This window comes from Aestuariivirga sp. (genome assembly GCF_965227715.1).
Taxonomy (GTDB): Bacteria; Pseudomonadota; Alphaproteobacteria; order Rhizobiales; family Aestuariivirgaceae; genus Aestuariivirga.
Map to the genome: position 1 here is coordinate 2,792,298 of NZ_OZ245771.1, position 18,856 is coordinate 2,811,153.

15 protein-coding genes, 1 tRNA gene and 1 pseudogene are annotated in these 18,856 nt (G+C 57.0%); 8 read left to right on the forward strand and 9 right to left on the reverse strand.

Translation table 11 applies throughout. The features are described from left to right. Positions 1–8: 8 nt before the first annotated feature. Both ACO06F_RS13275 and ACO06F_RS13280 read right to left on the reverse strand, forming a co-directional pair. On the reverse strand, positions 9–1,274 hold the full coding sequence (locus ACO06F_RS13275) for an FAD-binding oxidoreductase (RefSeq protein ID WP_421693227.1): 1,266 nt from the start codon (positions 1,272–1,274) through the stop codon (positions 9–11). 68 nt (positions 1,275–1,342) lie between these two features. Beyond that, positions 1,343–2,788, reverse strand: a complete 1,446-nt coding sequence (locus ACO06F_RS13280) for a UbiA family prenyltransferase (protein ID WP_421693228.1) — start codon at positions 2,786–2,788, stop codon at positions 1,343–1,345. A 164-nt stretch (positions 2,789–2,952) separates the two neighbouring features. On the opposite strand from ACO06F_RS13280, the gene ACO06F_RS13285 reads away from it, so the two are divergent. The 6 genes from ACO06F_RS13285 (at position 2,953) to ACO06F_RS13310 (ending at position 9,045) form a co-directional block, all read left to right on the forward strand. Next, positions 2,953–4,890 (forward strand): DUF7657 domain-containing protein, encoded by a 1,938-nt coding sequence (locus ACO06F_RS13285; protein WP_421693229.1) that lies wholly within the window; start codon positions 2,953–2,955, stop codon positions 4,888–4,890. Positions 4,891–5,167: 277 nt separating this feature from the next. Then, positions 5,168–5,617, forward strand: coding sequence for a hypothetical protein (locus ACO06F_RS13290; RefSeq protein WP_421693230.1), 450 nt, complete (start codon positions 5,168–5,170; stop codon positions 5,615–5,617). Next, positions 5,614–6,882 (forward strand): relaxase/mobilization nuclease domain-containing protein, encoded by a 1,269-nt coding sequence (locus ACO06F_RS13295; protein WP_421693231.1) that lies wholly within the window; start codon positions 5,614–5,616, stop codon positions 6,880–6,882. The genes ACO06F_RS13290 and ACO06F_RS13295 overlap by 4 nt, the downstream gene beginning before the upstream one ends. Positions 6,883–6,905: 23 nt before the next feature. After that, entirely contained in the window at positions 6,906–7,400 is a 495-nt protein-coding gene (locus tag ACO06F_RS13300) for a hypothetical protein (protein ID WP_421693232.1), read from the forward strand. Next, positions 7,397–7,627: a hypothetical protein gene (locus ACO06F_RS13305; RefSeq protein ID WP_421693233.1), complete on the forward strand. Its 231-nt coding sequence runs from the start codon at positions 7,397–7,399 to the stop codon at positions 7,625–7,627. Before ACO06F_RS13300 ends, ACO06F_RS13305 begins: the two co-directional genes overlap by 4 nt. Continuing rightward, on the forward strand, positions 7,624–9,045 hold the full coding sequence (locus ACO06F_RS13310) for a type IV secretory system conjugative DNA transfer family protein (protein ID WP_421693234.1): 1,422 nt from the start codon (positions 7,624–7,626) through the stop codon (positions 9,043–9,045). The genes ACO06F_RS13305 and ACO06F_RS13310 overlap by 4 nt, the downstream gene beginning before the upstream one ends. 35 nt (positions 9,046–9,080) lie before the next feature. On the opposite strand, the gene ACO06F_RS13315 is transcribed toward ACO06F_RS13310, so the two are convergent. The 6 genes from ACO06F_RS13315 to ACO06F_RS13340 form a co-directional block, all read right to left on the reverse strand. Further along, positions 9,081–9,491: a hypothetical protein gene (locus tag ACO06F_RS13315; protein WP_421693235.1), complete on the reverse strand. Its 411-nt coding sequence runs from the start codon at positions 9,489–9,491 to the stop codon at positions 9,081–9,083. After that, the gene (locus ACO06F_RS13320) at positions 9,488–9,868 is read right to left on the reverse strand and encodes a hypothetical protein (RefSeq protein WP_421693236.1); all 381 of its coding nucleotides are present in this window, start codon (positions 9,866–9,868) and stop codon (positions 9,488–9,490) included. The genes ACO06F_RS13315 and ACO06F_RS13320 overlap by 4 nt, the downstream gene beginning before the upstream one ends. 12 nt (positions 9,869–9,880) lie before the next feature. Then, complete coding sequence (locus ACO06F_RS13325; RefSeq protein ID WP_421693237.1) at positions 9,881–11,251, reverse strand: hypothetical protein; 1,371 nt, start codon at positions 11,249–11,251, stop codon at positions 9,881–9,883. A 300-nt stretch (positions 11,252–11,551) separates the two neighbouring features. Then, positions 11,552–14,017 (reverse strand): S8 family peptidase, encoded by a 2,466-nt coding sequence (locus ACO06F_RS13330; RefSeq protein WP_421693238.1) that lies wholly within the window; start codon positions 14,015–14,017, stop codon positions 11,552–11,554. Positions 14,018–14,022: 5 nt separating this feature from the next. Further along, positions 14,023–15,024: an AAA family ATPase gene (locus tag ACO06F_RS13335; RefSeq protein ID WP_421693239.1), complete on the reverse strand. Its 1,002-nt coding sequence runs from the start codon at positions 15,022–15,024 to the stop codon at positions 14,023–14,025. A 571-nt stretch (positions 15,025–15,595) separates the two neighbouring features. Continuing rightward, positions 15,596–16,543, reverse strand: a complete 948-nt coding sequence (locus ACO06F_RS13340) for a hypothetical protein (RefSeq protein WP_421693240.1) — start codon at positions 16,541–16,543, stop codon at positions 15,596–15,598. 223 nt (positions 16,544–16,766) lie between these two features. Between ACO06F_RS13340 and ACO06F_RS13345 the strand changes: the two genes are divergently transcribed. Together ACO06F_RS13345 and ACO06F_RS13350 are read left to right on the forward strand one after the other, a co-directional pair. Next, complete coding sequence (locus tag ACO06F_RS13345) at positions 16,767–17,084, forward strand: hypothetical protein (RefSeq protein WP_421693241.1); 318 nt, start codon at positions 16,767–16,769, stop codon at positions 17,082–17,084. After that, positions 17,081–18,046: pseudogene (locus ACO06F_RS13350) on the forward strand (recombinase family protein); the annotation flags it as partial. The gene ACO06F_RS13345 and the pseudogene ACO06F_RS13350, both read left to right, overlap by 4 nt. Before the next feature lie 547 nt (positions 18,047–18,593). Here ACO06F_RS13350 and ACO06F_RS13355 read toward each other — a convergent pair. After that, positions 18,594–18,669 (reverse strand) — tRNA-Phe (locus ACO06F_RS13355). Between the last annotated feature and the right edge of the window lie 187 nt (positions 18,670–18,856).

Below are 18,856 nucleotides of genomic sequence, written 5' to 3' on the forward strand. Positions count from 1 at the left end.
GCGTAACCTCATGTGGCGGTGACCCGCGCCAGGAAATCCGATCGCACACCGGGGTCAATGTGGGGCGCAAAGCGATCCCAATCCGGATAGCCTGCCTTGAACATGCGGGCCGGCATGCGGCCATCCTTTGCGGGATAAAGCCGGCCTCCGGCTTTCAGCACGATCTCGTCAAGCCGCGCCATCAGCCGCAACGTGGTTTCGCCGCGATTTGGAAAGTCGAGCGCGAGAGTCGTGCCTTCACGCGGGAAAGAGAGGAGGCCCGGAGACGGCAGCCGTCCGAGGGTCTTCAGGACAGCGAGAAACGAGGCTTGCCCGCTGGCCGAAATGGTCTTGAGCATCTCACACGTCGCCTCTTCCTGCGATGCGGGCGGAATGATGGACTGGTATTGGTACATCCCACGAGGACCATAAATCCGGTTCCAGTGTCCGACCCCGTCGAGGGGGTGGAAAAATGAAAGCATGGAGACAGTGTCAGGTCCGGCTCGATGCTTCCTGACATTGAAGTAGAGCGAATTGAAAGCACCCATCGTGTGCTGATTCAGCACATAGCCGGGCAGTTTGCAGGGAACGGAGGCCTTCGGCGCGCGGGCCGTTACGTCGCGCGGGCCGGACGGAGCGTGATTTCCGCGCGTGAAGATACCCCGGCCCAGATTCTTTCCGCCCGCAACACAGTCGATCCAGGCAACGTTGTGCTCGTAACCTGTCTCGCTATCCTTCGCCAGCCGGAAGAATTCACCGATGCCCTCAAAAGGAATAGTTTCCACTTCAATCAGGGATGACGCAATTGGAATTGTCTCGATCTCCGCCCAGAGGATGATGCCGGTGAGGCCGAGCCCGCCGATCGTGGCCTGGAACAGACCTGTGGGATCATCGGGTGTCAGTTCAATTTCCTGGCCATCGCTGCGCAGGAGCATGAGGCGCTTCACCCACCGTCCCAATGTTCCGTTCCGGTGGTGGTTCTTGCCATGAACGTCATTGGCGATGGCGCCGCCCAATGTCACGAAACGGGTGCCCGGCACGACGGGCAGAAAGAAACCCCGAGGCACGATCAGCTGGAGCATCAAGTCAAACGAGGCGCCGGCCTCAGCGCGCAGCAGCCTTGTTGACGGATCAAAGGCCATGATCCGGGCAAGCGACGTCATGTCAAGCAGTGCACCGCCCGTATTGAGACAGCTGTCGCCATAGGAGCGGCGAAATCCCGTGGCGAGAAGCGGCCGGCCCAGCCGTGCCTGGCTTGAGACAAGCCCTGTTGTCTCATCACGCCAGAGAGGCATCGCCACATAGTGAGGGGCATGCTGGACACCTCCCCATGACGAGACCCGGTCTTGCTGCCGGAAACAGCTCATAGAGCCAGAATGAAGGCTGTTGCGACGACGGCACCGAGGACAAGGCTGCAGCTGTCCCTGAGGGCGAAGCTCACCGGGTCATCCTTCATCTCTCCGCGATGAGCCAAGAGCCAGACGCGTCCCATCCAGATCGCAAGGGCGATGGGAATGGCAAAGAGAAATTCCGGCCGTTCGTAGATTTTTGCCGGCAGCATCTCCAGCAGGATGAAAATGAAAAAGACGACCAGGGACGCCAATGCGGCGCTCACACCAAGTGCCAGGGTAAGCGGGCTGTCCTCTGGCTGATAGCCGCGGCTCTGGAGGACCGCCGTAACGCTTCCGGCGGCGCGCAGGACTTCCGTGTGGCGCTTTGCAACGGCGAGGGAGAAGAAGAAGAATACGCTGAATGTCAAAAGCCAGGCAGGCCGCGGGTTCTCGATCAGGGTGCATCCCATGACGAGCCGCAAGGTGAAGAGCAGGCCTATGATTAGAGTATCCAGCAGGGGGATAGATTTAAGCCGGACCGAGTAGGCGAGAGTAAGTAAAAGGTAAGTAAGGAGCACCGCCGCGAAGGAGGTGGAAATCAGCAGCGCGCCGGACACGCCGGCGGCCAGCAGTGCAAAAGCCAAGAAGACGCCAAAGCAGGCCGTCATCCGGCCACTCGCAAGGGGACGATGGCGCTTGGCCCAATGCAAGCGATCAGCCTTAAGATCCGCCAGGTCATTCAGCAGATAGGTGGCGGAGGTGACGGCGAGAAGGCAAAGGAATGCGGCGATTGTCTGAAAGATCAGATGAACATTGTGCCATTGGTGAGAGAGGATAAGCGGGAAGAACAGGAGTAGGTTCTTCGACCAGTGATGAACGCGCACCGCTTTCAGGATATCGGATAGAGTCAGCTGTGGATTGGGGAAGGCGGCCAGCACGGGGCGGTCCTGGCCTTTCGGCTGATGTTCTCCGGTGTGTGCATGGCCTGTGAGGACGATCCCATCGGCTGCCCTCCAAACGGCACTGTCGGTCCTCTCATCTCCAACATAGATGAAGCCATCGGGGAAATGGCGCTGCAGGTAGGACGCGCGGGCTGAACCTGGGGGAACATCGGCAAGGGGTGCCACAGAACCGCACGCCCCTATTCTCTGTGAAAGCTGGTCAAGCACGCCCCCTGCGGCAGGGGAGCAAAGGTGAATTGCGTGCCCTGCCGCCGCCCTCTCAGTTAGCCACTGCAACAGGTCCTGACGCAGGGGCAATGGATGATTGGTAAAATCGAAGTTGGTAGGGAGCAGGCTTGCAAGTGAGCCGCTGCTGACCGAGAGGACCCGCGGAAGAACGCGCAGCAGTTTCTGCGGATGCCAAAACAGAGCAATTATCAGCCATTCGTAAACTGGAGACGAAAAGCTCGCGCTTTCCATTGCCACAACAATGGGAACGGCCCGTGTCACGCTCAGGCTCGCCCGTGCGCTTTCCACGTATTCCTCCTCCCGGAGGGCGCTCCTTATGTTCACAGCGTCGGATGGCATGACGTGCCTGATTGATCATTTGACTCGACGCTTGTAACCAAATCAACTTCAGCTTGCAACGTTCGACATTTCAGATCAGTAATTCAGTCTAGAATCGCAGCTGGATGGGGATCTTGGAATACGGTCTGACTGGGTGGGCGGGCATGAGGGTCCTGCCCAGAACGCTCATTCAACGAGGAAAGGACCTGGGATCGTTTGTCGGCAGTCGGATCTCTCTCGATCCGGACGAGCGCGCAACACGCCTCCTTATCCTGATCGCTTTCGGGTTTGCCGTAATTTATGTGAGCCTGGCGCTTACGCCCTCGCACTATTCTCTGGGACTGAAGCGCCTGGGTGCAGAGGTTCGGCCCTTGTTCCTCAATGCGCAGGGAGTTCGGAGCGATGAAATCTCGGTTCTAACTCCGCTCATGCAAACGGCCGTTCGGGGTGGCTTCTCGAGCCACAATCAGATTTCGCCCTATCACGAGTCGCTGAAGGGGTTCTTCGCGCTGCCGATTCTTGACTGGTCGCTCATCTTCAAACCCCAGCTCTGGGGGTTTTGGGTGCTTCCGCCGGCCTATGCCTATTCGTTTTACTTTTGCAGTTTCTGGGTGGCGTTTCTTATGGGCTACACACTTCTGCTTGCCCAGCTGGGGGCCAAACCTGTCATCGCTGCGTTCGGTTCGCTCTGCCTCTTCTTCTCGCCCTTCGTCCAGGCCTGGTGGACAACAAATGCCCCCACATTTGCCTTCGCACCTTGGCCAGCAGTCATCCTGCTCCTGAATCTCAGGCCCGGCGCAAAATTGCCACTGCTCTTCTGGACGGGATCAGCCTGGGTCTTCGGTCTTGCATATCCACCCTTTATCATTTCGGCAGCCTTTGCCCTCGGCATCCTCATTGCTGCATTTCGTCGGGATGTCTTCACCATATCGAACGGGCTGGTTGTCCTGATTGCCGCAGCCCTGTTTGGCGTCGTTTTTCATTGGTACTTTGGCGATCTCGTGGACGTGATGCGAGATACCATCTACCCCGGGCACCGCGTTTCCTCAGGTGGAGGAGTAGACCCATCAAAGCTCATTGCTCATCTCTTCCCCTTCTTCACCGCTGTGTTCTTCCTACCTATTTTCAAAGAAAATCAATTCATTCCACTCCTTAAAGAGAATTTTTGCGAGATCGCCGCCATCAGCACCTTTCTGCCAATGACTTTGCTCTGCTTTGCCCGTCACTCATCCGTCTGGAAGGTTCTGAAGGCAGATCGCCTCGCTTGGTCGATAGTGGCGGGGGGACTGATTTCCATGGCTGCCTGGATGGTGCTACCGATTCCTGCCGCCTTTGGACGTTTCCTGCTATGGAGTTCCGTACCGCCAGAGCGAATGCTGTGGGGCTTCGGATTCCTGCTGACTCTCTCAACAATCGTTCTGATTTCCAAATCGGATTTTGTTATTTCGCGCCGCCGTGCCGCCATTTTTGTGGGCGTCCTGCTGAGCGGAGGGCTCATTTCCAAATTCCTGTACATTGTGATCTGGAAGACGGCGGATCTTTCTTTTGAGCAGGCACTCCTCATGAGTCCGTTCGAGTGGACTGCAATCCTGCTCTTTCTCGTGTTCGCAGGCGGCCTCTCCAACAGCAGGCTCGTTGAACAAGCGTCCCCCCAGCGGCTTGTATTGGGCGCCGCCATTGCCGGATTGTATTCAATCGGCGCCTTCAACCCGTTTCAACAGGCATTCCCGATTTTCGACATTCCGCGAACCGAGAAGCTCGAAACCCTGCGCCTTGAGTCTCAGCGCGCACCAAATGGCTGGATTGTGATCCCGAACAACTATGGTGCACTCCTCTCCGGAGCAGGCATCAGTGCCATAAATCATGTGCTGACCACTCCCGAACTTGGCTTCTTTCGCGCGGTGTTTCCGGACATGCCGGAAACAGAGTTCAATCACGTTTTCAATCGATACGCGCATATTGTCCCGCGCGCTGGCATCACACTGCCCTTTGTCTTGCAGAATGATATGATCGCTGTGCCCATCGATGCGTTCAAGAAGAAGATTGTGGTCCCAGGGCAATCAGAACGCTGACGCCGGCAAGCGGAATCGGAACCAGTGAATGTGTGGGCAAAATGGACATCCCCAAGCGGCCGGAGGGGTCTCAACGGGGCGCGCCGATCACCGCTCCGTTTCGCACGTTCGAAGCGGGTTTGACCCGCTTAAGTTGTTGTGATAGCAGGAAAAGAATGGTGCGCCTTTCCGGCGACCATTCGAACCAGATATTCGTAGAACTAGCCCAATGGGAGCAAGTCCTTAAGGACACCTCGCTAGCACGGCCAGCTCCGCCCTCACCTTGAGGGAGGCGGCAATGTCCCTCAGAGTTGATTTCGACCGCGCGGCCATTTTGGCCGTGGAAGGTCGCTTTGAACAGGTCATTCGGAAGACCCGGAATAAGCGGCCCGCACCATTTAGCATCCGCCTGAGCGAGGAGGACCGCGCCCGCTTAGCTTTGGAGGCTGCGGGCGCTCCGCTGGGTGCTTACATCAAAGCCAAGGTTCTTGGCACAACGCCGCTGGTGCGCAAGCGCCGGAAGGTCCTCCCCATGCAGGACAGGGAGGCGCTTGCGCAAGCACTGGCGCTGCTGGGACGCTCGCACCTTTCGAGCAATCTCAACCAGATCGCCCATGGCGTGAATATCGGCACGCTGCCCGTCACACCCGAGACGGAAGCCGAACTGCGCGCGGCCCTTGAGGCGGTCCGCGAGATTCGCATGCTGCTCATGCGCGCCCTCGGCCACAACGCGGGGAATGCGCCATGATCCTCAAGGCCTCTCAGCGTGGCGGTGGCCAGGACCTGGCTGTCCATTTAATGCGGCTTGATGACAACGAGCATGTGAGCCTGCACGAGTTGCGCGGCTTCGCATCCGACAATCTGAAAGACGCCTTTCGGGAGGCGGAGGCGATCAGCCACGGCACCAAGTGCCGCCAGTATCTCTTTTCGCTGTCGCTCAGCCCGCCAGAAAATGCGCGCATCCCTGTCGAAGTCTTCCAAGAAACCATAGACCGCATCGAACAGCGGCTAGGTCTGGAAGACCAGCCGCGCGCTGTCGTCTTCCACGAAAAGGAAGGTCGCCGTCATGCGCATTGCGTGTGGTCCCGCATCGATGCCGAGACCATGACGGCCAAGCAGATGTCGTTCTTCAAGACCAAGCTTATGGGAGTCTCGCGCGACCTGTATCTAGAGCACGGCTGGAAGATGCCGCGCGGCCTGGAGAACACGGGCGAGCGTAATCCCACCAACTTCACACTCGCCGAATGGCAGCAGGCAAAGCGCCAGGGCATCGATCCGCGCTGGCTCAAATCCACTTTGCAGGATTGCTGGAAGCGCTCCGACAATCGCGCCACCTTCGACCGCGCTTTGTCCGAGAAAGGCTTCTTCCTCGCCAAGGGCGACAAGCGCGGCCTGGTCGTCCTCGATCACCAGGGCGAGGTCTATTCGCTGCCCCGCATGCTCGATCTCAAAACGAAAGAGGTCCGAGATCGCCTCGGCGATGGCAAAGACCTCAAGGGTGTCGAGGAAACCCAGAAACTGATCGGCGAGCGAATGACTCCGGCGATCCGCCGCCACGTCGAGGAATCGCGCCAGCAGTTCCGCAAAGCCTCCGGCGTGCTCGGTGAGCAAAAAGCCGAGATGACGAAGCTGCACCGGGAAGCCCGCAGCAAGCTGGAAACGAGACAGCGGCAGGAATGGGATGCGGAAAGCCTTGCCCGGTCCGCGCGCCTTCCGAAGGGTCTGCTCGGGATCTGGCACCGCATCACCGGACAATATCAGGAGGTGCGCGGGGCCAATGAACGCGACGCGCAGGCAACGCGCGAACGGCAGGCCGCCGAACGGCAAAGCCTGATTGACGGACAGCTCGAACAGCGGGCGGGCCTGCAAAGCCAATTCAAAGAGCTGCGACGCAGCCAAGCTGAACGGCTCCTGGAGCTGCGGCAGGATGTCGGTCGCTTCTTCAAATTCTCGCGGGGGGCCGAGCAGTCGCGCGCCCGCGAAGCTTCCATCGGGCTACGGCTCGAACGCTAGGGCACGATCAAAAGGAGAAAAACATGTCCTCGAAGAACGACGAGACTTCTGGAATTGCTATCGCCATAGGCATTTTCGCGGCTGGTGCGATCATCATGGGTGTCTTGATCTACGCGATTGCGGTCTTCTTTTCTTTGGCGCTCACCGTCCTAAGCATCTTCGCCTGGAACAAACCGCTCACGCTTTGGGGAAATACCGCTACACCACGAGATGCAAGGCGGTTTGTGGGCGCGGGCCTGATCGGCGTGGCCTGCGCGCCTGTGATTGTCTTGTTTGGGTGCGCGCTTTTTGGCTTCGTCATTGAGAAGCAGTACTGGATACATATTTACCTCGGCGGTTACGCCATCGGTTCGCTCGGTGTCGCCTATCTCGACCTGAAGCAGGAGGAGGCAGAGGCCGCAGCGCGGGCTTTGATCGTTCCGCCTACCATGCCGCCAGCGCCACCAAAGACGATTCAATCCCATCCTGAAGACTTCACGTTCGCAGACTGGTCCGACGATGAGGAGTTCCGGAAGTGAGCTTCGGGCGTATCTCGGAGATCGTCCAGTTCTTCTGGATGTTTGAATCCCACGCGCAGCAACGGCTTGCGTGGGACGACGCCGCCGAGGCGCGTGTTGCCCGGATGCGGGCGGAGGGGCAAGCCGCCGCTCAGCTTCGCGCCATGCTGAACGCCAACCCGAGCGGCTCGCTCGGTCATGCGAAGCTCAATGACATCGACGCGCTAAAAGAGTCGGGATTGCTATGACCGCGCTAGCGACAATTCCAACGCCTCGGCGGACATTCCGCCGGGGCATTGAGTTGGGGTTCTTCAACGGCACGCCGCTGATCTATGACGGCACCGAGCCAGTCGCCATCGACGCGCAGGCAGGCAAGGGAAAGCTCGCCCGCTTCCTCGGTCCCAATCTCGTGTCGCCACGGACGCGGCACCTCTCGAAAATTATCACGGACGTCAAGGACGCTGAGCTTGCCTGGGTGTCGTGGAAGACGCTGCAACGCCAGGGATACCGGGTGCTCTTCATCAATCCGGGGCGGCTTCATGGCTATCCGGGCGAGTCCTTCAACTTTAACACGCGGCTGCTGGAAGTCGCCGCTCGGCCCGAGCTAAGCGATCTGGTCTGGGAGGTCGCCTATGATACCGCGAGCTACATCATCCCCATGGACCCGAACCCTTCGCATCGCTGGATCGGCCAGGGTGGGCGAACGGCTTGCGCCCTGTACAACAAAATCACGGCGCAGCACCCTTCCGAGCGCTGGCCCTGCACGGTGGGTGGCCTGTGGGACTTCTTCGGGCGTGGCCGCGATGAAATCGCAGACGATCTGCTCGTCTGGGCGAGCGATGGCCGCATGCAGGAGGATGCCGGAATGTGCCGCCAGATTGCCAGCCTGACGCAATCGCGCGACCAGTGGAATGCTTATTCATCGGTGCTCATGGAACGCCTGCAAGGTTTCCAGCCCGGCTCGGCGGCGCGCACGGCAACGGACTGCAACAGCTTCGATCCGGCGGATATGAAGCACGAAGCGACGGCGCTTTTTATCATCGGGTCTGCGCGCAGTGAGACCAGCCGCAACTTTGTCGGCGCGATGACCGCTGCCGTGATCGAGCGCTTCGCCGATGCGTACGGCCCGCTGCGCGGCCTGGTTGTTGGGGAGGAATGGGGTCAGCTTTACGTGAGCAATTTCTATGAAATCCTCACCCTCTATCGCCAGGGCGGGATCAACTTCCTCGGGGTATTCCAGAACGCCTCGGCGCAGATCGAAACGAAGTACGGTAAGGAAACCGCGCGGCTCTGGAAGAAGGCCGTTGCGCATACCCTCTATCGCGGACTGCCCGACAACGACACGCTGCTGGATATCGAGCACCGTTCTGGCAAGACTTCGGTCATGGTGCGCGGCTTCAATGTGAACAGCAATCAGGTCAACGGCTCGGGCGACAATCTGTCTGAACAGTCGCGCCCACTGCTTCAGGTGGAGGACATCCGGGCGGCGACAGGCGGCGAGTCTGCTCTGCTGGAATCGCGCGACAACGGGTTTTTCACAGTGAATATGCCGAACTTTTGGGAACGTCCGGAACTACAAGGCTACTTGCGGAACGTGACTCTGAAGCCCGACCGCTACAGCTGGCTATCGAGCACAGAAGCTCAATGCGATATCGCTGATCTCTAAATCAACGGCTGCGCCTCCGGCACAGTGACCGCGAGTCATCCTTGATCAGGGAATTTGGAAAGGTCGAGCTTTTCTGTAAGCCAGTATTTTGCGTGGTCCCACCCGCCATACGCACTTGGCTTCGTCCGCACATTCACGAAGTATCGCTTCGGGAATTCGACAAGGGCGGATTCGTACTGAACCATCACCAAGACCGCATCGCTCGTCTGAGGCAGGTCCTCGTCATCCAGAAGGTCCAGAAACTTTCGCTCCGGTTCTTTGTCGAGTACGATCAATAGGTCTGAGAGCGCGCGATTTATTATCTTTACCTTTCCTTTACTAAGTATCGCGTCAGGCTTCTTCTTCGATAGTTCACGAACTTCTCGAATGAGACCCTTAAATACCTCACCCGTTGCCTGATATAACTCTACGGCTTCAGCGGTTGTGCGATGGTTAAAATTCGTCATTTCCGTCCTACTTTGCTAGGCGGACCCGCAGGTATCTCGGTCGTTTCACCGCCGACAACATAAAACCATCCGTAATCATGAATAACATTATCCGACCGATACCGCTCAACCTCTTCCATATATTGCGCCAATATCAATGTCACATCGCTGGTAGTGGGGGCGTCATCGGAGTCGAACTGTTCAAAGTCGTCGAAAGGCCGATATTTTTTTCCAAGCACTGAGTTGGCCGCAACTAGCACCTTGTTTATCAGCTTCAATTTGAAGCTATTCAGCGAGTCACTGGGAGATTTTTTGGCTAACAATCCAATTTCCGCATGAGCGCCTTGGAGTTGACCGATTACCTTTTCCAGTTTCTCGACGTCTTCTTTACTTTTCATTGGCAATCCTTTCTATCCTGGACACAAACGTCGATACTGAACGTAACTTCTAATCATTATATCGATCGGATGCCGCTGTTTGCTGTCATAGACTTCTACCATCTGTCCAACATCTTCGTCAGTCAACGTAATAACCGCCTTGCGCTGTCCAGCCCATAGTTCGACAGTTCGCGTCATTTCTGCGCGTTTCAGTGGATGTCGCGTCACTAGAACACCGAAGTTCCCCAATTCGGTGTGCAAATAGCGGTTTAATTGGTCGATATGCTCTCGTTCTATCTTTGCCACATTTTTCATCTCAAATGTTATCTGCTGTGACTTGTATTCGTCCATCAGTTGCTTCAGAAATTCGTGCTTCCGGCTATTATAGAAAATGAGATCGCGGATGCTCACGCCGCTGTCTGTTCGCGCCTGTTCCTGCGCAAAATCGAGATGTGGGTACAAAAGTGTCGGCAGCAGCTCGCCTATCGCCGTCTCATAGTTCTTGTCCGCGTTTTCACTCTTTCCGGTTGGGAGTTTTCGAATCTCGGCGAACTTGCGTCTAGCAGACAAGACAGGAATTTGAGTGAATAACGGATCAACCCGGCAGTCGTCCGCGGTCCTCTCGCGCTCTCTAATGTAAGCGTCAACAACGCCGTAATTTTCGCGGTTATAGGTGAGGACCTTAGTTCGAGTTAGTTCCTCGCCTTCATGAGCGATGTCGTCTTGGGGGCAGCCATCGCGGAAGTAGCTCTCATAGCTGATCCAAGGAACAAATCTTAGCCAGTGCTTAGGTATAAGCAGCAGGGGTTGTCCGGACTCAGGATGGGTTGGGATCAACGTCCTTACCGTTTCAAAGCCGCGCTTTCCTGGATTATAGACGGCCGGGACGTCCGCCTCCGTCATTGGAATTCCTAGCTGGGCGCATTCTTGATGTGTGTAGTCGATCAGGTGGCTCTTGAGGAAGGAGCATGTGATATCGCTAATGCGATCTCGACTTATCCCGTCGACGAAAAGTTGAATCTCCTCAATATGGCGGAATCCCCCATCTCTGTGATTTGGCAACCGCTGGAAAAGCGCGAGAATTGCCTCAGCGGTTCCGCGCCCAATGCGTTTTCCTTTGCGGCTGCTTGAGGTTCCCAAGCCTGCTTCATCGCATTCAGATGCAATGATTAATTGCGAGATCGCTTCCTCGGCTTTGCCGTTGGCTGCCAGTGTGCCGAGGTGGTTGAACGCTGCAAGCAAAAATTGATGTAGGCCTCGGTCGCTGAGAGATGGAGATCGCCAAAGTAAAAACGGGTCAACATAAAGCGGGATGTCCTCGTTTAGAAATGGAATTGCAAAACCCAGTTCATGCTGAGGAACATAAACATTGTAATATTCAGTAAAACGGGGTCGAATAAGCACGCAGCGCTCTCTCTCAACGAAAAATTATATGAAATATTAGCATCAAATGCTCCGTGTTGGAACCGTTCACGCTATGCCCTACCGTAGCGAAGGCGGGCGGAGGGGCCTCTATGCCATTCAAGGCCCCATGACGCACTGGTATTTCACAGGCATCTTCCCCTTGGTGACGTTCCATCGGCGATGGCGGGCAATATCGTCCTCCAGGACATCGCACATGGCCTAGATTCCCATTGATCCAAAAGAAGCAGAATTTGATTACGCAACGTGGAAGACGCTGAAGCGCCAATCTTGGCCCGCTGGCTAAATTTCAATCTCGCCCGCTATCGGTGGAACGATAACATTCATCACAGCGGTATGGAGATCGACGTCCACCCTCGGAGCTTTGAGCGTAACCACCAAGGCATATCGCGTCGTTTGATCTACGATGTCCCGGCTGGCACGATCACGCCACCAACCGCCGACAGGCTTAATGCACAGCCTGTCGCGCCCCAGCAAGTCGATTGCGGGACCCTGCCAGGTGTCACAGTGGATAGAGCCTGCGGACATACTGTCCGGGCCTAAAAGCCACCGAGCATCATCCGGCTGATTGGTAGCGGCGGCTCTCGGGTTATCGCGCTCTGACACGTTTACCCGCTTTTTGAAATTATCGAGCGATTCCCCTTTTCTGCGCAGATCGAACCGCAAGCCGAATGATTGATAGCGTTGAGGATCGACGTTTGCGGAGAATCCTGGGTTGGGCTGAATGAAGTACGACAGAGTGACCTTAAGGGAGACTTCCTCATTGCCGAGCTGTTCCAATGTGTCGTTGGGAAGCGGCAGTTGGTAGTAATGGCATTCATTGAATTTCCGTCCGCCCTGCAACCTGAATGGCTGAATTGGGCTTTGGGCAATGAGCGCTACATGGTCACGCGCCGAGGCATTCGCCCTGTCGTAATCAGGAACGCCGTAGCCAAACTGGCGAATGACGGGATAGCGGTCGCGCAGCCCAGCGGCTGCATCTAATGCCGCCCGCATTGCGCCAGTGTATTCGCCGCTATGCACCATAAGCGCCCGGATCATCTCTGGCCAATAATCCGGGTGAGCCGCTGCGAGCTGGGCGGCCATCCGGGCGGCCTGGGCTGCTGCTGCGCTTGTAGCATTAAACGAAACGAGTGGCCGCCCGCCGACATCGCGTCCGGTGGTCAGCAAGGATAGTGAATCGAGCGTGGTCAAATCATTGCGGCTCGGACTGACGGCGCGGTTGCCCGCTTCCAACACCAGTTCCGGCTTGAAAGGCGCCCGTCCACGCCAACCGACCGATGTTCGGGTATGTGGACTTAAAGTCCCGATGGAGGCCATCGGAGTCCAGTCCTGATAGCCAACGTCGGTGACGGTCACAAGATCGGTGTAGCCTCCGACCGTGAGGGCATTCCAAGCCTGGCTCGGATCTTCCGCAGGATAGGCATCTTGTCCCGGCCACTGCGCCATGGTCATCACAGCATCGCTATTCCCGGCGGATAGCACGAACAGGCGGCGCGGCGCATCGTCTTCGTCACCAATCATCGTTCCCGACGCTGCCTGGTCGATTGCAGCGCTCCAGGTTGAGGCCTGTGCGCCCGAGACATTTTCATTGGTCACGGCCATGCAATAGATGCGGGTTCGATCTGGTTGCGCAATCTCTGGCAGGGCGACCGCTGCTTGTGTAAGCACACCGTAAGAATGCGGATCGTTTGCCGCGAAGCCTCGCGGCGGAAGAAGCTTTACCGACTCCAGCCTGTGGGTCAAAATGCGCTGGGAGGTGTCGGACAGCTGAGCTGTCAGGTCGCCATGCAGGACCATTCCAGCCATGTTCGTGCCATGGTCATGGTGGTCATCGACGCCCCACGGCAATTCGATTGCGTGTTGATCCCCTGTCGAAAGCGCGGGTTCAAGAAGGGCATGCCCCCTGTTCACACCGGTATCCAAGAGGCAAACGGCTGGCACATCGGTGCCTGGCCAGGTTATGCGTGCGGCAAGATCATCGTTCCATTCGTGCTGTGTATCCCGCACATCATCGATGAAAAAGACGGGCGTATCCGTCGCGCGGCGCAATTCTGCGATGATGCCAGTTGCGAACATCATCAATTCAATCGCGGCCCTAGTCGCGACAACGGGCACAACGGTGGCCTCGGGGAAATAAAGCCTTCGATCCTTGTTTGCGGGCCTTAGGTTTAATCGACGACAAACATCCTCAAGACTGGCTTCATCGCCCGGTGCAACCCAAACGGACCACCACATTTGGTGCTGTGGGTCATCGGGCAATGCTGCCGGATCGTCGGTCCATAGGGTCTCTAGCCGTGCCCGCCTAAAATTCTCAATTGCCTCGACAGTTGCTTTCTGGCGCGGCTGTCCGCCTTCGGTTAGCGGCCCCGCCCGATAGTCTTCGATAATAGCTGACAGGGCGACGCGGGCGTGGTCGGGTACAAAGAGCGCAACTGTCCGCCCGGTGTCATCATCTTTGACGGCCCTCGGTGTTATTCCGCTCGTTTTGCGTTCGAGGATGTCGGGGTTGCTGCCCCGGCGCAGTTGCACCTCGATATAGCTGCCAGCCACAGGCTCTAATCGTTCGTCAGCTATTCTAGAGACGTCTGCGGCGATCAGTGCTGTCGACAGCTCGTTGGCAAGCCTCGCACCATGCTCCGCGCGGATACGCGGGGTGCTCGAACCCCCGCTGCCCTGACCAGCATATTCGCTAGAGGTGATCCGCGCCGATATATCGATATGCGGGAGATCGAAGCGGGTCGCCATTCAGATTAGGACACGGGGTCGTCGAGAAAGGCGACTCTCATGTCACGGCGCTCTTGGAGACGAGACAATAGGTCGTCGGTTGAGACTGTGTTCCGCTCTTCGAGAATGGCGGACTTAACCGCGTCGTCGGCGGCACGAACAAGCTCAGACTGGCTGAGATTTTCAGCGGCCTCAAATATTTTCTTCCACACCAACCGTTGAGCCTTCATCGGCTTCAGGTTCGCAGTGATAATATCTTTCACATCATCCTGTGTGGGCGACTTGAACTCCAAGACCTGATCGTAACGTCGCAAAAGAGCACGATCCAACAACGACGGGTGATTGGTGGCACAGACAATCAAGCTGTCAGTGGCGTTGTCTTCTTCCATAAACTGGAGGAACGAGTTTAGCACGCGGCGCATCTCCGCGACATCATTGGTCGATGTTCGCTGTCCGCCGACAGCATCAAATTCGTCAAAAAGATAAACGCCGCGACGCTTCGCCGTTTCGTCAAATACCAATCGTAGTTTGGCGGCGGTTTCGCCCATGAATTTGGTTATGAGACCTTCTAGCCGGATGACGTAAAGAGGAAGATTAAGCTCACCCGCAAAGGCTTCGGCTGACATTGTTTTGCCGGAACCCGGCGGACCGACAAAAAGCACACGGCGTGCTGGCACTTTGCCATGCTCGCGGAGCCAGTCGCGCTTGCGCTGCTGGCGAACAACGTCGGCCATGCGGTCGACCAAGCGGGAATTGAGTACAACGTCCTTGAGCTTGTAGCGCGGCTCGCGCAGCTCAAGCAGACCTTCAAGATTGCCGCGAGGTGTTCCGAAGGCAATCGGCACGGACGCGCCGCGTGACCGCAAGGCGCGAGCGCGGTCGATCTCGGTGCGCATTTCGTCAGCCGTCTGTTTGTGCCCTTGGCGGGCTTCGGAAGCGGCAACCTGCAACGCGATAGAAAAGAACAAGTCGTCGTCCCCTTCGGCACGACTTTTCAACATTGCTATGATTTGCTTCGCGTTCGACACGGTTCCTCGCTGTTCTACCCCAAGCCTATCACAAAGGCCGGAATCTTGGAAGAATTTCGGCGAAGGCGTCCCCAACTTAGCTCCACCGGGTCTGGGATTTACGGAACCGGAAGGCTGGCGCTAGGAGAGCTGCAAACGCCGCCGCAGGGTTGTCAGGGGGCAGCGGATACCCCTTGACTAGATGGGGTTCCAAGGGGAGCGTCTAGGGCTCCCTTTTGGTCGCTTCCAAGGGCGAAATTTTGGTGCAGGTCCAGGGCGGCAAACGCTCTAGGTCGCAGGTCCAGCGGCGATAACGATGGTCTGGATGGGGTCTTGGGGAGGGGCAGGAACGCACCACCCTAAGCGCGATGAAACGGCGGACGTTTCAATGGCGCAAAGAGGCTCGATGCCGAATTTGTGCCACGGCCTGGGGGATGCAACGGGGGCGCGCAGCGGCCCCCTTGCCAAGATCGCGGTACTACACCGCACATCTTGCACTTCTCCAAACTGACTTATTTTCCCTATATCTGACCGTCCTCACAAGGTTCGCGCCGCCCCCTTGGCAATGGTCTCGGAAGACTCTTCACCGTCGCTAAAGCGGAACGTCCCATTGACTTCCACTCGACGCGGCGACGACGGCTGCCTTCTGACTCTCTCCGGCGGGGATCAAAAGGATGTCGCGATTGCTCTGCTCGCCGAACCCCCAAACCATCGTTGACCGCTGCGCCTTGGAGTGGTCCAGCGCGGCTATGCTGATCGATGTGGGCTCAACAAGGTAGCGCTGGGCGAACGGATACATGTGCTTAACCGAAGGATCGATTTCCACAGCGGTCAGCGTTTCGCTCCATCGGAATGACGGATCGGCGTTGCTGACCAGATAGCGGAAAATGGTTCCGGTCTCACTGACGAACTGCACGCCCGAGCGTTGGTGCCGTCGCACACCGTTTTCGAGGAAAAACTCCTGAACCGTCATCGTTGGCAGTTCATCGTGCAGGACGGCGCGGACGAAGGTCTCGCTTTGATAGTAGTACGCTTCGTAGCGGTCGTGCCCATGGAACAGCGTCCAGATTGAGAACAGGCCAGAAAACGGCATCAGCCGCTGCCGCGTTAATTCGCGGCTTGCGACTGACTCCCCGCCATAGAAGAACGTCGAAAGCGATCCGGCGAAATCGAGCGTCCGGATATACGACGCGCGCTCGCTCATCATGGCCCGGATTTCATCCTCAGATGCCAGAAGCGCTTCAAGCCGCTCCGCGACCCGAGTGCTTTTCACTATGTCGCCCTGCCATAGGTCCGCCTGCGTGTCTTCGAGCCACCGACGGAGAGCCTGAGCAGTCTTTGTCTCTTCCCGCTCGTTGTCAGCAACGATGACTCCAACCTTGCCATGACTGAAGGCGGCGCGGCCTTTCCTGCCTCTAAGAAGTGCGAGGTATTTTCCGTAGCAGTAGCGAAGAAATCGCCGCCCCTCCTGTGTGGAGAAGAAGCCAAAAATCTTCACCGAGCCGTCTGGCGGGAATGGCGGTAGCTTTATCGTGCTCAACTGAACGGATTCCGTAACCCTCGGCGTTCGACTCAGGAACGCAAATAAGAGAGCCTAGCTAAACGGATGGCTCCACTATCGGCTAGAGGACACAATTATAAAAAGTCTGGGGTGCGATAGGAATTTATTCTTGTTAACTGAGCCATGTTCTTGTATTGTTCTGTTCCGGTCAAACAACTTTTGACGGAACGGAGGCTTTGAACACCAGAAAGGATGGCGAGGAATGGACGTAACAAATACGCATTTTGATGAAGCGACCGCATCAAGCGAGCTGGGTCATTATCTGCAGTTCATCGCCCATCTCGACATGCCGTTGTCGGCAAAGATCGAGATGGTTTCTGCGCTTCATCTAATAATGAGCAACTTCGTTGATCGCGCCTTTGGCGACGATCCAGTCCAGCATGTGAATGGATTTCACGCGGGTGGTGAGATCGGCAGCGATGTCGTGGTAGGATTGGGTAAACCCGAAACCGATGACATCCGCCTGTCCAGCGCATTCGCTTCGCCTGCCGCAGGTCGGCGGAAGAAGGAGCATGAATGACGATTCAACCCCAACAGAAATGCGTAATCTACGCTCGCGTTAGCTCGCCAAAACAAGTTACCCAGGGCCACGGTCTATCGTCTCAAGAGACACGTTGCCGTGAATACGCAGGCTACAAAAATTGGGAAGTGGCCGAGGTATTTTACGACGACATCACAGGGGCCGTCGTCAGCAGGCGCGGCATGGACGCGTTGCTGGTGTTCCTGAAAAAACACAAGCGCGAGAAGATGATCGTCATCATTGACGATATTTCGCGACTTGGCAGGGAGCGTCGCGCCTACTGGCCTTTGCGGGACAGCATCATCGCACTTGGTAGTAGCTTGGCATCGCCATCCATTACGTTTGGCACGGATGCCGATTCCGACTTCCATGAAGGGCTCATGGTCGAGGTTGCGCAACACCAGCGCGGCAAGAATGCCGAGCAGACGAGAAACAGAATGCGCGCTCGTGCGATGGGGGGCTATTGGGTTGCCAAGGCCCCGATTGGCTACCGCATGGAAAACCGGACAGGTCACGGCAAATTCCTAGTGAGGAACGAGCCGTTCGCTACAATAGTCGCGGACGCATTCAATGGATATGCATCCGGTCGCTTCGAGACCATCGTCGAGGTGAAGCGCTTTCTTGAAGCGCAGCCCGCATGGCCGAAGGACAAGCGCGGCGAAGTGCATCAAGAGCGTATCAACGAGCTGTTTGCCCGGCCAGTTTACGCGGCCCACATCACGCACGAGCAATGGGGTCTTCATTTAATCCCCGCGAAGCATGAGCCTCTTGTCTCGCTTGAGACCTGGCAGAGCGTTCAGAACCGCCACAAAGACATGGCCAAGGCTCCGGTGCGGAAGGACTTTCGCGAAGACTTCCCGCTGCGCGGCTTCGTGCTCTGTGCCGATTGTGGCCAAGCGCTCACGTCCTGCTGGTCGAAGGGCCGCAGTTCATCTTACGCCTACTATCTCTGCGACACACGCGGCTGCCCCTTATCGAGAAAGTCGATCCCACGGGAAGAGATTGAAGGGGACTTTGAGAAGCTGCTGACCAACCTCCGGCCATCCGAGGGGCTGTTCAATCTTGCGCTGAAGATGTTGCGCGACGTTTGGGGTAGGAAAGCCAATGGCGCTCGTGAGCAGTCGGCGGCGCTACAAAAGGAAATTGCAGCCACCAGCCGCAAGGTCGATCAACTCCTAGAGCGGATCGTCGAAGCGAGCAGCGATTCCGTGGTGGTGGCATACGAGCGGAAGATCAAAGAGCTGGAGACGCAGAAGGCCATAATGACCGAACAGATGGCCACTATCGGCAAGCCGATCCGAAGCTTTGGCGAAACTTATCGAACCGCCTTCGACTTCCTCGGAAACCCCAGCAAACTGTGGCATTCGCCGCGTATTGAGGACCGCCGCGCCGTGCTGAAACTCGTGTTTGCCGAGCGACTGCCATACGTGCGCGGGCACGGCTATCGAACCGCAAAAATATCAACACCATTCAAGATGTTAGGAGACATGAACATGTCCGAAAAAGAAATGGTGCCCAGGACCGGAATCGAACCAGTGACACGCGGATTTTCAATCCGCTGCTCTACCAACTGAGCTACCTGGGCTGCCGCACGGTGGCGGTTGTATAGGTGATCGACAGGGTGCTTGCAAGGGGAAGTTAGGGGTTAGCTTTGCAGGAGAAGATCCATATATATCAATGGCCTATGGAGATATGACGCGCTTCGCCCGATCTTTTCAACATCGCGCATTTGAGCACAGCGGCATCTTGGCTGGCAGGTTGCCGCGCCGCGA